Origin of the sequence: Caballeronia insecticola (assembly GCF_000402035.1) — a bacterium.
Taxonomy (GTDB): Bacteria; Pseudomonadota; Gammaproteobacteria; order Burkholderiales; family Burkholderiaceae; genus Caballeronia; species Caballeronia insecticola.
Genome location: NC_021294.1, coordinates 1,260,435 through 1,276,201, shown reverse-complemented (window position 1 = coordinate 1,276,201; position 15,767 = coordinate 1,260,435). Strand labels below are relative to the sequence as shown.

General features: G+C 62.5%; 8 protein-coding genes. 2 read left to right on the top strand and 6 right to left on the bottom strand.

The genetic code is table 11. From position 1 onward, the window contains the following. Window positions 1-524: 524 nt before the first annotated feature. The 5 genes from glgB to BRPE64_RS19900 all read right to left on the bottom strand — a co-directional run bounded on the left by glgB (window position 525) and on the right by BRPE64_RS19900 (window position 12,676). Complete coding sequence (gene glgB, locus BRPE64_RS19920) at window positions 525-2,750, bottom strand: 1,4-alpha-glucan branching protein GlgB (RefSeq protein ID WP_044042797.1); 2,226 nt, start codon at window positions 2,748-2,750, stop codon at window positions 525-527. Further along, on the bottom strand, window positions 2,737-6,135 hold the full coding sequence (treS, locus tag BRPE64_RS19915; RefSeq protein ID WP_144063454.1) for a maltose alpha-D-glucosyltransferase: 3,399 nt from the start codon (window positions 6,133-6,135) through the stop codon (window positions 2,737-2,739). The genes glgB and treS overlap by 14 nt, the downstream gene beginning before the upstream one ends. 74 nt (window positions 6,136-6,209) lie before the next feature. After that, a complete protein-coding gene (locus BRPE64_RS19910; protein ID WP_044042584.1) occupies window positions 6,210-9,608 on the bottom strand; it encodes a maltotransferase domain-containing protein in 3,399 nt (1,132 codons plus the stop codon). Between the two features lie 390 nt (window positions 9,609-9,998). After that, a complete protein-coding gene (gene glgA / locus BRPE64_RS19905) occupies window positions 9,999-11,696 on the bottom strand; it encodes a glycogen synthase GlgA (RefSeq protein WP_044042796.1) in 1,698 nt (565 codons plus the stop codon). A gap of 305 nt (window positions 11,697-12,001) precedes the next feature. Beyond that, window positions 12,002-12,676, bottom strand: a complete 675-nt coding sequence (locus BRPE64_RS19900) for a DUF1345 domain-containing protein (protein ID WP_016355336.1) — start codon at window positions 12,674-12,676, stop codon at window positions 12,002-12,004. 187 nt (window positions 12,677-12,863) lie between these two features. Here BRPE64_RS19900 and BRPE64_RS19895 point away from each other — a divergent pair, with 187 nt between their 5' ends. After that, the gene (locus BRPE64_RS19895) at window positions 12,864-13,805 is read left to right on the top strand and encodes a glycosyltransferase family 8 protein (protein ID WP_016355335.1); all 942 of its coding nucleotides are present in this window, start codon (window positions 12,864-12,866) and stop codon (window positions 13,803-13,805) included. A 21-nt stretch (window positions 13,806-13,826) separates the two neighbouring features. Here the strand turns inward: BRPE64_RS19895 and BRPE64_RS19890 are convergent, their stop codons facing one another. Then, window positions 13,827-14,480 carry a hypothetical protein gene (locus BRPE64_RS19890; protein WP_232519247.1) on the bottom strand — a complete coding sequence of 218 codons (654 nt, stop codon included), beginning with the start codon at window positions 14,478-14,480 and terminating at the stop codon, window positions 13,827-13,829. Between the two features lie 539 nt (window positions 14,481-15,019). Here BRPE64_RS19890 and BRPE64_RS19885 point away from each other — a divergent pair. Continuing rightward, window positions 15,020-15,757: a metallophosphoesterase gene (locus tag BRPE64_RS19885; RefSeq protein WP_016355333.1), complete on the top strand. Its 738-nt coding sequence runs from the start codon at window positions 15,020-15,022 to the stop codon at window positions 15,755-15,757. The last annotated feature ends 10 nt before the right edge of the window (window positions 15,758-15,767 follow it).

Genomic DNA, 15,767 nt, shown 5'->3' with positions numbered 1-15,767 from the left:
AGCCTTTGGCACGCGGTGGCAATTGCCCTCGTTAGTCAACGGGGCTTGGCTCGCGCACGGTCTGCCAAATCGCGCTGTTTAACAGACTGGCGCAGCGCCAAATAGCTCCGGCCCGCTTCGCGGCCGACCGGTAAATCGAGTCGGTGCGTGCTTCTTTGCTAATGCTTCCATCTCGCTTCATGTGCTGCACGTTGGTTTCCCTTGCAGACCCAGCGGCAGCGCGCAGCGCTGTGCCGGAGCTTTTTGGTGCTGTGCCAGCGCGCTAAAACGTCTAGCTAGTCAGACCGTGCGCGAGCCATACCCGGTGAAACTTGCGAGGGCTACGGCTACTCCCGTGCCATAGGCAATTCGCCTGTGCCGCGGCCGGCGTGAGGTACTTTGGATGGGAGAAGCTGTTTCTTTGGTTACTTTCTTTGCAGCAGCAAAGAAAGTAACTGCCGCCCCGCACAGGGGCAACACAAATAGACTGACGCGAAATCAGGATTCCACGAAAGCCAAACAGCAAAGCCATCCAAGAGCAATCCTCAATCAGCGCGTAAAACAATGGTCGCGAGCGGAGGCAACGTCAAAGCAGCCGACTGCCCCCGCCCATGACTCGGATAGTCATCCGTATGAATGACGCCGCCATTACCCATGTTCGATCCGCCATATATCGAGGCATCGGAGTTGAAGACCTCGCTCCATCGGCCGCCGCGCGGCATCCCGATCCGGTAGGCAAGCCGCGGCACCGGCGTCATATTGCAGACCACGACGAGTTCGCGTCCCTCCGCGTCCGTGCGCCGATATGCGTAGACGCTGTTGGCGTTGTCATCGCCGACGATCCATTCGAAGCCGCGCGCATCGCTATCCAGCTTGTGCAATGCAGGCTCGCTCGTATAAAGCAGATTCAGATCGCGCACGGCTTTCTGCAAGCCGCCATGCAGGGAATCGTCGAGCAAATGCCAGTGTGGCGATTCGTCGTGATTGAACTCCGCGAACTGCCCGAACTCGCCGCCCATGAACAGCAGCTTCTTGCCCGGATGCGTCCACATAAAGCCGAAATACGCACGCAGGCTGGCGAACTTTTGCCATCTGTCGCCGGGCATCTTGCCGATCAGCGATCCCTTGCCGTGCACGACCTCGTCGTGAGACAGCGGCAGCACGAAACGCTCGGAATACGCATACACCATCCCGAACGTATAAAGATGATGGTGATACTGGCGATAGACCGGATCTTCCTCCATGTAATGCAGCGTGTCGTGCATCCAGCCCATGTTCCACTTGAAGTCGAAGCCCAGGCCACCGCTCTCGACGCTCGCCGTCACGCCGGGCCACGCCGTCGATTCCTCGGCGATGGTGATCGCGCCCGGAATGTGCCGCACTTCGTGATTGAGCCGCTTCAAAAACGCGATCGATTCGAGATTCTCGCGGCCGCCATGCACGTTCGGCACCCATTCGCCGGTCTTGCGTGAATAGTCGCGATACAGCATCGACGCGACGGCATCCACGCGCAGTCCATCGACGTGATAGCGCTTGAGCCACGCCAGCCCCGATGCGATCAGGAACGCGCTCACCTCGTTGCGGCCGAGGTTGTAGATCATCGTGTTCCAGTCCTGGTGATAGCCTTCGCGCGGGTCCGCGTGCTCGTAGAGCGGCGTGCCGTCGAATTGCACCAGGCCGTGCGCATCGTTCGGAAAGTGCGCCGGCACCCAGTCGATGATCACGCCGAGCCCCGCCTCGTGCGCGCGGTTCACGAACTCCGCGAACTGCTCCGGCGTGCCGAAGCGCGCAGACGGCGCGAACTGCCCGAGCGGTTGATAGCCCCACGAGCCGCCGAACGGATGCTCGGCAATCGGCATGAATTCGAGGTGCGTGAAGCCCATGCCCTTGGCATACGGGATCAGACGCTCGGCGAGTTCGTGCCAGTTCATGCCGCGATTGCCGTCTTCCGGCACGCGCAGCCACGACTCGGCGTGCGCCTCGTAGATGGTGAGCGGCGACTGCGCAGTCTGCTTGCCGGCGCGTGTGGCCATCCAGTCTGCATCGGTCCATGCGTAGTGATCGATGGCATCCGCATCCGCGACGACCGATGCCGTCGAAGGCGGCTTCTCGCTCTGCATCGCGCACGGATCGGCCTTGAGCGGCAGCGTGACTCCTTCGCGCGTGACGATCTCGTACTTGTAGCGCGTGCCCGCGCCGATGCCGGGCACGAACAGTTCCCAGACGCCCGCGTTATGGCGCAGACGCATCGGATGACGGCGGCCGTCCCACGTGTTGAAGTCGCCGACCACCGACACGCGACGCGCATTCGGTGCCCATACCGCGAAGCGCGCGCCCGCCACATTGCCGTGCGTGACCGGCCGCGAGCCTAAGCATTCGAGCACTGCGTACGGATCCGCCTGCGAAAGACGCGTGAGCCATTCGTCGGACAACACGGGACCGAACGAATATGTGTCGTGGGTTTCCTGCGGGGTGCCGTGCCAGTCGATTTGCAGGCGATACGCCGCTGGCCGCTCGACGAAGCCTGCAAAGAGCCCCGCATCGCGAATGCGCGCAAGCGAGCCGAGATGCTCGCCGCTTGCCGCATCGACGATATTCACCGCCGACGCGCCCGGCAGAAACACGCGCACGACATGCCCCAGTTCGGTCTGATGCATGCCGAGCATCGAAAACGGGTCGGGATGGCGCGCCTCGACGAGTGCGTCGATGTCGAGCGGATTGAGTCCGTGTGCCGGGTTTCGGGTATCCGCCGGATCGCTACGAGTGTTCATGGTGAGTTCCATCCGGATTGTCCTTGGTTGCTCCGAACACGGGTCGCGTGCCGGGGGCGGGCGGCTCGCCCGTATCTCCCAGCAGGCGGCTCGCGAGCGACGCGAGGCCCCGCAACGGAAGGCCGATCCAGGTCGGCCGGTTCGCTGCTTCGTAGCGGATTTCGTAAGCGGCCTTCTCGATCAGGAAGAGATCGAGCAGCGGTTGAAACACGTCTTCGGCCGCGATTGTTTCGGGCGACGCTGCGATCGCCGCCGTGTACTCACGCAAGAAGCTCGCCTCGGCGAACGCGCGCAGCCGTTCGAACAGCGCGCGCTTGCGATCGGCGGTCTGCACCGGCGCATTTTCGGTGGTCGACTGCGCCGCCGCGCTCGCATACGACAGCGACCGCAACAGCCCCGCGACATCGCGTAGCGGACTCGTCTTTCGGCGGCGTTCGTCGAGCGGACGCGCGGGCTCGCCTTCGAAGTCGATCAGATAGGCATCGCCTTGCGCCATCAGCACCTGACCGAGGTGGAAGTCGCCGTGAATGCGGATGCACAGCGCATCGGCATCCGGCGCGACGAGCGTCTTGACCGTATCGACGAGCATGTCGCGACGATCGAGCAGGCTCTGCGCAAGGAAACGGTCGTGCTCGCTGAATTCGCCGATTTTCTGCGCAATGATGTCGAGCGCCGATTCGAGCAGTTTCAGCGTGCCGTCGATCCAGCCCTGCACGTCCGCGGAAGTGGCGCGCTGCGGCGCGAACGCTTCGTCCTCGGTCGGGCTCGCGAGCGCGACGTGCAGTTCGCCCAGCCGCTTGCCGATGATGCCCGAGATGCTGCCGTAGCCCACGAAGCCTTCGGCCTGCGCTTCGCGTTCCTGCGCGTGCTCGTCGGTTTCGACCGCGACCGCGAGTTCATCGACGATGCGGCGCAGGTAATCGAGCGCATAGTTCCAGGCGTCGCCCTGATTGTCGATGTAGCCCTGCAGGATGACGAGCGTGTGCGGCACGCCTTGCGGATCCACGCGCACGACTTCGCCATACAGCGGCCCGGTGTTCGCATAGCCGAGCTTCGTCAGATAGCGGCTCATCTCCGCTTCGGGATGAATGCCGCCGACGACGCGCCGCACCAGCTTCAGCACGATCTTGTCCGCGATCACGAGCGAACTGTTGCTCTGCTCGGCCGCGAGCCAGCGAATTTCGGGCGGATCGGCGGGATAGAAGTTGAGCTCGTTGAGCCGTTCGGTCGGCAGGAAGCGGATTTCGCTCTTCTGCACGGTCGGCACAACGGCGCGCTCCTTCAGTTTGCGCAACACGCCATAGGTGAACTGCGGCACGGAGAACGCATCGGTCAGATGCCCGATATTCCGATTACGCCGCACGCGCGCGAGCGCAAGCTGCATATAGAGCGGCGAAGTCGTTTCGGTGCCCCACGCGATGGAAAGCGGCAGCACGTAACGCTCGCAATGATCGCCGACATCGGCTTCGATTTCGGTGAACGCGAAGCCGGCGTTTTCGATCGTCGTGAGCGCGGCGAGGCGTACCGCATGCAGCTTCTGATCCTTCGATGCAAACCAGCGCCGCTTGCTGAGATAGTTCGGCAGCACTTCGGATTCGAGCAGCCGCACGTTTTCGGGCGTCGGACCGGTTTGACCCGCGCGGATCACCATGGTGACGAACTCGGGCAGTTGCTCGGAAGGCGCCTGAGCCCACGCCGGCCGCATGTTGCCCGGACAAAGCTGGAACCACAGGAATCCGTAGGGCGGAAACGTCAGCAGATAAGTCAGCTTGCCGATAGCCGGGAAGGGCGAATCGGCGGTCATTTCGAGCGGCACCGAGCCTTCGAATTCCGACAGGTCGAGTTCCACCGCCTGCGGCGCACGTGAGAGATTCGCGACGCAGAGAATGGGCGGCTCGCCTTCGATCTGGCGCACATACGCGAGAATCTTGCGATTCGCGGGCCGCAGGAAGCGGATCGTGCCGCGCCCGAAAGCATGCTTCGAGCGGCGCACTGCGAGCATCTTGCGCGTCCAGTTCAGCAGCGAATGCGGATCGCGGCTTTGCGATTCCACGTTCACCGCGTCATAGCCGTAGAGCGAACCCATCACGGGCGGCAAGACGAGTTGCTCGGGATCGGCGCGCGAAAAACCGCCGTTGCGGTCCGACGACCATTGCATCGGCGTGCGCACGCCGTCGCGATCGCCCAAGTGGATGTTGTCGCCCATGCCGAGCTCGTCGCCGTAATAGATGACGGGCGTGCCCGGCATCGACAGCAGCAGCGAGTTGATGAGTTCGATACGCCTTCTGTCGCGCTCCATCAGCGGCGCAAGACGGCGGCGAATGCCCAGGTTCAGACGCGCGCGGCGGTCGCTCGCATACGTGTTCCACAAGTAATCGCGCTCGGAGTCCGTGACCATTTCGAGCGTGAGTTCGTCGTGATTACGCAGGAAAATGGCCCATTGATTCGTCACGCCGAGATCGGGCGTCTGCCGCATGATGTCGGTGATCGGGAAGCGGTCTTCGCTCGCAATCGACATATAGATGCGCGGCATCAGCGGGAAGTGGAACGCCATGTGGCATTCGTCTTCGTCGCCGAAATATTCCTTCACGTCTTCCGGCCATTGATTCGCTTCGGCGAGCAGCATGCGGTTCGGGTACTCCGCGTCGATCGTCGCGCGAATCTTCTTCAGAATCGCGTGCGTCTCGGGCAGGTTCTCGTTGTTCGTGCCTTCGCGCTCGACAAGATAAGGCACGGCATCCAGCCGCAATCCGTCGATGCCCATATCGAGCCAGAAGCGCATCACGGACAGCACTTCCTTGATGACGGCGGGATTGTCGAAGTTCAGATCGGGCTGATGCGAATAGAAGCGGTGCCAGTAATACTGACCCGCGACGGGATCATGCGTCCAGTTCGAAGGCTCGCTGTCGATGAAGATGATGCGCGTCTCTTCATACTTCTTGTCCGTGTCGGACCACACGTAATAGTTGCGATGATTCGAGCCCGGCTTCGCATGACGCGCGCGCTGAAACCACGGATGCTGGTCCGACGTGTGATTGATCACAAGCTCGGTGATCACGCGTATGCCACGTGCATGCGCCTCCTGAATGAAGCGCTTGACGTCTGCGATCGTGCCGTAGTCCGGATGCACGTTGCGATAGTCGGCGATGTCGTAACCGTCGTCGCGACGCGGCGATGGATAGAACGGCAAGAGCCAGATCGCATCGACGCCCAACTCCGCGATGTAGTCGAGTTTCGCGAGCAGGCCGGGAAAATCGCCGATGCCGTCGTTGTTCGCATCGAAGAAAGACTTGATGTGAACCTGATAAATGATCGCGTCCTTGTACCAGAGCGGATCGTCGCTGAGACTCGACACTTTCTTGTTGCGCTTAACCCTTGTATCCACGGTTTCGCTCCAATGTTTCGTGCGGGCTAGCTGCCGCCCTTGTTATTGGTGTGCTCTCGTTCGCCGTCGGTGATTCATCCTTCCTCGTTCGGCTGGGGCTTAGGCAAGCCCCACGTCGGCGATATGCGCCAGATTGCGAACGGCAGCGAATGCGGATCGAGCCGCACATGCTGACGCCGTCCGCGCCATTCGAATCGCTCGCCCGTTACCTGATCTTCCACGGCGAGCGCATCTCCTTCATGCACGCCCCAGCGTTCGAGCGTCTGCCACGGCAACTCGATATCCGCGCCCTGCTCGTTGAATGGATCGAGATTGATCGCGACCAGCACGACGTTGTCGCGCGACGCGTTCGCCTTCTCGAAGAACAGAATGCGGTCGTTATGCGCGGGCAAAAAGTTCACGCCGAGATGCGTCTGCAACGCGGGATTCGCGCGGCGGATGCGATTGAGCGCCGTGACTTCGGTCACGATGTTGCCGGGCCGGTTCCAGTCCCACGCGCGCAACTGATACTTCTCGGAATCGAGATATTCCTCGCTGTTGGGAAGCGCCGCGGACTCGCATAGCTCGAAGCCGCTATACACGCCCCACAAGCCCGATAGCGTCGCGGCCAGCGCCGCGCGGATCACGAAGCCCGGACGCCCCGAGCTTTGCAAGAAACGCGGGTTGATATCCGGCGTGTTCACGAAGAAGTTCGGTCGGAAGTAATCCTTCGCGTCGGTCTGCGTGAGATCGTGCATGTACTCGATGAAATCGCGCTTGCTCTCGCGCCACGTGAAGTACGTGTACGACTGCGAGAAGCCGAGCTTCGCGAGCCGGTTCATCACGCGCGGCCGCGTGAACGCTTCGGCGAGGAAGATCACATCAGGATGGCGCGCGCGCACGTCGCCAATCACCCATTCCCAGAACGGAAACGGCTTCGTATGCGGATTGTCGATGCGGAAAATGCGTACGCCCGCCGCGATCCAGTGCAGGAACACGTCGCGCAACGCGATCCACAATTCCGGCTTCGCGTCCTGCGCATAGAAGTCGGGATTCACGATGTCCTGATACTTCTTCGGCGGATTTTCTGCGTAGCGCAGCGTGCCGTCGGGACGCCAGGCGAACCACGTCGGATGTTCCTTGAGCCACGGATGATCGGGCGAACACTGCACTGCGAAGTCGAGCGCGATTTCGAGGCCGTGCTCGTGCGCGGCGTCGAGCATGCGCTTGAAGTCGTCGAGATTGCCGAGTTCCGGATGCACGGCCGTGTGGCCGCCTTCCTTGCCGCCGATCGCATACGGGCTGCCGACATCGCCGGGTCCGGCCGTCAGCGTATTGTTCTTGCCCTTGCGATTCGCGACGCCGATCGGATGGATCGGCGGGAAGTACAACACGTCGAAGCCCATCTCGCGGATGCGCGGCATCTTGCCGATCACATCGATAAACGTGCCGTGGCGATTTTCGTCGTCGCTCATCGAGCGCGGGAAGATCTCGTACCAGCTTGCGAAACGCGCGGCGGCGCGCTCGGCATCGACGCGATACACAACCGGATCGCGCGACAGGAAAGGGCGGTGCCGCGCGGCGGCAATCGCGCGGGCGGTCGCGGGCGCGAGCACGAGTTCGAGCTTGCGCGCGCTCTCGGCCTTGGTGAACTCTTTGACGATGGCCTCGAGCGGCGCGCTGTCGGCTTCCTCCACCGTCTTCACTTCGGCGAGGATCAGCGCGAACAAATGCTTGGCTTCTTCCACTTCGAGATCGACGTCCTGCCCGGCCTTCAGCTTCTTCTGCATGTGATCGACGAGCGATGCGTAATCGTCGCGCCATGCCATCACGACGAATTCGTGGCGGCCCACGCGTTCCAGCGGAATGCGCGTCGTCCACAAGTCGAGGCCGGCGGGCTGCACGGCGGTCATCGGTGCTTCGTGCCAGTCGGTTTCGTCGGCGGCGCGCCATTGCACGGCTGCGGCGATCTTGTCGTGGCCTTCCGCGAAGATCGCGGCCTGAACCTCGAGCGCCTCGCCGACGATGCGCTTGGCCGGAAAGCGACCGTGATCGACCGAAGGCGTCACGCTCTCGATCGACACGCGCGGCGCCGAGAGCGCCTCGGTCACCGACTTCCTGTCGGCGGTTTTCGCGCCGCGTTTCACCTGAGGCTGCGCGAGCAGGACGAACGGCTCGGCCTCGGCGCGGAACAGGCGCACTTCGCCCGCCTTCAGCGTGAAGGGCGCAAGGCGCTCGGGCTTGGCCTTCGGATTTTCGATGGGCGCGAAACGCGTGTAGTTGCCCGGCACCGATTCGAGCAGATGCAGCGTATCGACATGCACGGGCGCGACGAGATCAGGATTGATCACGGCGAGCACGGCGTCTTCGCTGCGGCGCAGATCGGGAGCGTCGGCGCGGATCAGTGCGGAGTAGGGCGTGCCCGCGCCCGTCAGCGAACGCACTTCGCCGACGCTCGACAGCGTGATGACATTGCGTTGCAGGTCGTTTGCGCGCTTGATGCGCGCTGTCAGATCGAAGCGCCTCTCGTTCTTCGCGCGCTGATACTCGGCCGCGACGCCGTATTGCTGCGACATCGGCAAGGCGACGCCGTATTCGAAGCCCATCGGCACCATGAGGCCGGTGCCGAACGCGGCGGCGGTGTCGAGCACGCGCGTGTACGCACGTTCGACGAGCGCGGTGTCGCTCGTATCGGCAAGATCGCTGATGAGGCGCGCGCCGAACGGGTCTTCCGGAAACGCGATCGGCGAGCCGATGCGCGAGAGCGCCGCGTGTTCGTCGAAGAGCCATGCGCTTTTGAAGTCCCACCAGCGCGTGGAGGCGAACACGGCGTCGAAGGCGGCGTCGCTCAGGCCATGCAGATCATGGCGCGTGACGCCGACGGTCCACGCGAGCCAGCGCGTATCGGGGTGCTTCTCGCGCACCGCCGCGCCGAGCCTGCGCCACACGTGCGCGGGCACCGCATGCGGCGAGTCGAAGCGAAAGCCGCCGACGCCCGCATCGGCGAGCAGGTTCAACTCGCGCGCCCACCATTCGGTCAGATGATGCGCCGCTTCGCCATCGGCGAAATTGGCATAGGCGACGTCGCGCTGACGCGGTCCCTTGCGCGGATCGAGCCGCGCGTCCGCGCCTTCGAAAGGCTGGAACCAGTGCTGGTTGTGCTGATAGAGCCCGCCTTCGGTGCTCACCCGGTCGATCACGATATCGACGAGCAGCGTGAGCTTGTGCTTCTTCGCGGTGTCGGCAAGCTCGCGCAGACCGTCCGCGACGCTCGCGGTGGATTCGAATACAGGATGCAGCCGATGATGATCGGCAACGGCTTCGCGATGCCCGTTGCTGCCCGGTACGAACGGCGAGCCGATCAGAACATGATCGAAGCCGAGCGCGGCGGCGTGCTCGAACTGGGCGGGCCAGTTCGCGAGCGGTCCGACGAGCAGGGGATCGATGAAATAAATACGCGGCGCGTACGCATGATGAGCTTGATGGTTTTCCATCGTTCGTCTTTTCCAGAGTCGTCCTGCGGTGGCGGGGATGCGGACTTCAATCGCGATCACGCTCACGGGCCAAACTGGCTGAAGAGCCGGTCCGTACACGTCACGGATCTCGCGCGGACTTCAGGCGGAACTCAGAATACACCTCGGCGCCGCGCGAATCGACGCCAGCCTGGTCGCGTTTCGCGATGCACCGTGCCTCGGGCGCTTCCTGCGCTCGCGGTGTTCGCCACGGTCTCCCGAGAGAGCGTCCCTCCGCTCGTCGCCTGCGCTGTCCCGAAACTTCAATCACTGCCGACGGGACATGCCTCGGTAGCCGCACGGGGGTTGGGAGCACGTTGCGTGCCGCGCCCGGCGTGCAGCCGGGCCGGCTCATACATTACGACACTTCGCTCAGGCGCTGCGCGCAACGCGCGAATTGGCGTTTGCGAGCGCGCGGTCGTCCTGTGCTTGTGCCGTTGCAGGCGCCGTGGCGCTTGCCTGCATGACATCGGGGACGCGGCGCGCGCGCAGTGCCGTGCGGCTCGGGCGTGCTTCGCTCAGGCCGACGTACAGTGCGACCATCTTCGCGACGGCTTCGTTCCATCCGAAATCGCATGACATCGCGTTGCGTTGCAGCGCGCGCCAGACTTGCGGACGCATGAAGGCATCGAGTGCGCGGCTCGCGGCGTGGATGATGTCGTCGGCGCGTTCGCCGTCGAAGAGAAAGCCCGTGGGCGCATGAGAGGCTCGCGGCGCGGGCGCCTGCGCGACGGTCTCGACGGGCGTATCGTGCGTGCCGTCGCGCAGATAGAGCGACGGACGCAGCACGTTGTGATGAAGCAGCTCGACGTTTTGCGCCGCATCGACGATGGTGTCGGCGAGGCCGCCCACGCGCGACGCGACCGGCAGCGTGCCGTAGCGCATTGCGTATAGCTGCGTGAGGCCGCACGGCTCGAAGCGGCTGCCGTGCAGCAGGATATCCGCGCCCGCATGCAGTGCATGCGCGCGGCGTTCGTCATAACCAATATGCACGCCGACGCGATCCGGCCATTCCTGCGCGAGCTTGCGAAAGCCCGCCTCGATATACGCCTCGCCCTTGCCGATGACCGCGAGTTGCAGGCGCGGATGCTTTTGCAGCAGACGCGGCAGCGCTTCGAGCGCGACATCCGCGAGTTTCTGACCGGTCATGCGGCTGCCGATCGCCATGAGCGGCGCGAACGGATCGACAGGCAGGCCGAACTTGCGTTGCAGCGCGCGCTTGCAGGCGTGCTTGCCGCGCATATCGTCGAAGGAATAGTTGCGTTCGATCAGCGGGTCGGTGACCGGATCCCAAACGTTCTCGTCGATGCCGTTGACGACGCCCGACAACTTGTGCGCATGACTCTGAAGCACGCCTTCCATCAGATGGCCGAAGCGCGGCGTGAGAATTTCGCGCGCGTAGGTTTCGGAGACGGTCGTCACGCGGTCGGCGTGGACGATGCCCGCTTTCATCAGACTGAGCGCGCCATAGAACTCGATGCTCTTCGGATCGCTCAACGCGTGCACGAGCCATTTTTCCGGCACGCCGAGCGACGCACCAAGCGAGAGCGCGTAATTGCCCTGGAACGCCAGATTGTGGATCGTGAAAACGCTCTTTGCGTGCACGCCCGCGTGCTTCATCAGGAGCGGCGTGAGGCCGGTATGCCAGTCGTGCGCATGGACGATGTCGGGCTTCTTCACGCCGCGCATGCCCTCGGCGATCCTGACGGCGGCCGCCGAAAGCGTCGCGAAGCGGATCGCGTTGTCCGGATAGTCGCGGCCCTGCGCGTCCTGATACAGGCCCGTGCGGGCATAGAGCGCGTCGCAGCGCAGCAGCAGAACCGGCACGCCGGTATCGGGCATGCGTCCGCGCAGCAACGTGGCATCGCCGCCGGGCAGGCCAGTCAACGTGCCGACACGGCAGAGACCTTCCGTCTGGGCGATGGCGTTCGGATACGCGGGCAGCAGGATGGTGGCATCGACGCCGGCTTCGCGCAGGGCGGCGGCATAGGCGCTGACCATGTCGCCGAGTCCGCCGGTCTTGGCGAGCGGGACGGCTTCGGAGGCGACCAGCAGAACGTTCAAAGGCAAAGTGGGGCTCCTGAGCGAGAGGAACGCGCGGTCCATGCGCTGCGCGTTCGAATGCTGATCTAGGGTTTGTATGGAGTGGCTGGCGCATTGCAGCAATCGGTGTGCCACGCTCGAAATCGTGCGTGCGGTGGCGCACGGCGAATTCCGCCTTTGACCAGACGAGAGCCGCCCGCGCAGGCGTGGAAAAGCACGAGCGAGCACGAACGTGCCGCGTGTAAAACTGACAGCGGAGCGCGCCGCGTTTTTACACGGCGCGCCGGATCAGCTTATGGAGTGCCTGTGACCGTCGCGTGATGCGTGCCGGCTCAGCCGCCGACCATGCTCGCCGCGATGTTGATGGAGAGCCCGAGCACTGCGAGATTGAAGAAGAACGACAGCACCGACTGCGCGAGCACGGTGCGCCGCGCGCTGGTGGAACCGACCGCGATGTCGGCCGTCTGCGACGCGACCGCGATGGTGAACGAGAAATACAGGAAGTCCCAGTAGTCGGGCTTCAGTTGCCTGTCCGGAAACCTGAGCGCGGGATCGTTCGGCGGCGACTGATAGTAATGACGCGCGTAGTGCAGCGTGAACATCGTCGGGATGAGGAACCAGGCGCCGAGCATCGTCGCGCCGGTGAGCAGATAGTGCGGCACCGCGCTGGCGCCCAGGCTTTTCGCCGATGCCAATTCGACGACGATCGCCACGATGCTCGCAACCGCCGCGATGCTCACGATCATCAGTACGGTTGCGGCGTTTTCGTCTTCGCGCGCGGCGAGCGCCTGCACGTCGCTTTGACGTGCGATGGCCATCTTCAGCCAGATCAGCACAAGATAGAGCCACACGGCCGAGTCCCAGGCAATCAGAGCGCGCGCGGTGGCCCGCAAGTGCGCCGGAACCAGCGCGGCGACGATACAGCCGACCACGAGCCCGATCAGCGCGCGCGGGCGGTTGCTCAGGACGGGCGGAAGGAAGGATGTCTTCTTCTTGTTCGCGGACATGGTCGGGAAGGGGCCAAGAGAGGTCGACGTCCGCGATTATTGCGCGGATGGCTTTCAGGAGCCTGAGCAACGTGGACTTGACGCGCGCCGGTCCGCAGAGGTTGCATCGACACTTTTCTTCAATTCGTTGGTCGTAACGCGTCAATAATTGACGTTTTACTTACAACAAGAACACGAGCTATTCGGCATGCCTACCTCCATCAACATCGTTCTTTGTTTCGACAAAAACTACGCGTACTACGCAGCGGTTTCAACCTATTCGCTTTTTGTCAATTCGAAATCGGAAGTACGGGTATTTTGGATCGTCCCCGGTGAAGATGAATCGCATGTCGTTTCGGTGGCGGAGCAGCTTCGAAATAACATTGGGTTGAATGTCTCAGTCGTTCCGGCTTCGAGCGCGGCCTTTGCTGAATGGAAGACTGTGCATCACTTCACGCGCGGCATGTATTTGCGACTTCTGATCCCGACATTGATCGACGCGCCTCGGGTTATCTATCTGGATGCGGATACCCTCGTACTCACAGATCTCCACGCGCTTTATTCGACGCCTCTTGGCGACAAGCTCATCGCCGGCGTCTTAGATCCTGGTGGAGCACGTACGAGCAAGATACCGCGGCAAGCCGACGATCCTTATATCAATTCCGGCGTACTCGTGATGAACCTTGATGCGTTACGCCAAGACCAGATGTTCGAAAAGGCTCAGGCAATCTATGCGCAGTACGAGCGCGAGGCGGCCTTTCCGGATCAATGCGTGATCAACAAATACGCGGAAGATCGCAAACTCACAGTAGGCCAGGGCTGGAACCGGCTGATGTCGGCTGCGGAGATTACCCAAGCGCAATTCGAGTCCGTCCTGCAGGAAAACGACTTGTCGATCATTCATTTCGTTACCCCCGTGAAGCCCTGGCAACAGTGGTGCAATCCCTGCGTCGGCGAGTTTTGGTGGAACTACGCGAAGCAGCTCGGTATCGATGGGTTGAAACCGCAAGAGATCACGACGCTCGATCAGGCCATTCAGTTCGCGCGCGTACTCGACACGAACGAACGGTATCTGGCGGCGAGCCGGGTGAAGGACGAAATCATCGCAATTCTGATGAGACGCGCCAATGAGCGTAGTCACGGCGAATAAGCTCGACACGCCGCGCGGCGGTTATGAAAGCGTCGAGATCGCCTGAACGTCACTGACAAAATCAAAGGGACCGGTATGAACAACGCGCGGCCACGCGCAACCGTAGACGGTCCCGCCATGTTCCCGAACGAGATTGCAAAAGTAAAAGTCCTCGCCGACCAGCCGGCCGTCGAGCACTTTCTGGCGAAAGAATTCATAGACCGGAAAGTCGCCGTGTTCGCTGCCCGCCGCGCGAGGAATGCCCGCGAGCGCGAGACGTTCCAGGCACGCCCGCGACACCAGCATGATGCCGGTGCCGATCTCGCGCATGGGCATCGGCGCTTCAAGCGCTTCCTCGGCGCGGTCGCCTTCGCGGAGAAAGGTGTACATGCCGTCGGTACGGCCCGCGATCCGTGCGAGCGCTTCGGGCGCCACGTCAGGATGCTTCAGCACGGCCTGCTTGACGCGCGCCCAGTCGATGTTCTTGCTGCCGTACATGGCCGCGACGACATCGTGTGCTTGCCAGTCGAACATGCGCATGATGTCGTCGACATCGAAGCCCATGTCGTCGTCGAGAAACAGCATGTGAGTGAAGCGCGTGTTGTGCACGAAGAAGCTCGACAGCACATTTCGCGCGCGATCCACCATGGTGAGATTGGGCAAGAGCAGAAGTTCGACCGGAATGCCTGCCTCCATGCACTTTTTCTGCAAGCCCCAGACGCTGCGAACATAAGACGCGGAAAACAGCCCGCGATGTGTCGGAGTCGCGATAGCGACGGAAAAATTGCTCGACATGTTTGGCTCTTCAAAAATCCCGACTTCGATTGCATGAATGAGTCGGTACCACCGCCCAGAGATTTTGCAAAGCGTTAAGGCGCTCGCATCGGAAATGAGAGCATAGGTCAACCGATAAATGAAGGAGGCGCTTTCGACAAAGTTTCACGATAGAGCTTTTATGCAGTTTCGGCGGATATTTTCTCCGCCAGTTAATCGGAATCGATTCAGTCCATGCGTCGTTCGTGAACCTGTTATTGCCCGTTTGGAATTGCAATCATCGGCGAGCGTATTAGCGGTTAAGACGATTAGATAATTAGTGTCGGCGCCTGGCATCCGATACGCGCTATCAAAGCGGCACGCCGGAGCCCGATCGGCTCCTCGGCCCCTTGCACCTAAATTGCTTCGCGAAAGCGACCAACCCCTCACACGTGGCAAGCGAGCGGCGCTAAGATCGACGCATGAATGGTCCTACCTATCCCATCGTTTGCAGGCATCCCGCCAATGACATCGGCCGCGATTTCGTCGTCGGCGATCTGCATGGCTGCGTGGATGCGCTGCGTTATCTGCTGCACGAGATCGGTTTCGACGGTGCGCGGGACCGGCTGTTCTCCGTCGGCGATCTGGTCGATCGCGGCACGGATTCGCTCGCGGCAATCGATCTCATCGACAAGCCGTGGTTCTATCCCGTGCTCGGCAATCACGAGGATTCGCTGATCGCGGTCGCGACTGGCGCGATGCGGCGTCAAGCCTGGTATGCAATCGGCGGCGCGTGGGCAGAAACGCTCGGCGACGACCAGTTGGGCACGCTCGCCGTGCGCCTCGCGAAACTGCCGCTCGTGCGTACCGTGGGCGAGGGCGCGCGGCGCTTCAACGTGCTGCATGCCGAATTTTTCGGCAGCGACGCCGATCTCGACGCCGCCGATTTCTCCGACGACACGCGCAACGAGATGCTCTGGGGCCGCGGCCTCGCGCTCGGCCAGTCTGATCCGGCGCGGCAGCAAGGCCTCTCGCCGACGTACTGCGGCCATACGCCGATGCGCGCCATCAAGCAGATTGGCTCGCAGATTTTCATCGATACGGGCGCGTTCGCATCGGAAGGGCGGCTCACCATCGTCCAGGCGGGCACGGACGAACGCTGGTCCGTCAAGGAGCGCTGGGCCGCCTCCGAAGGCGCGCGCACGCTCGCGCTGCCCTGATTCCCACGCT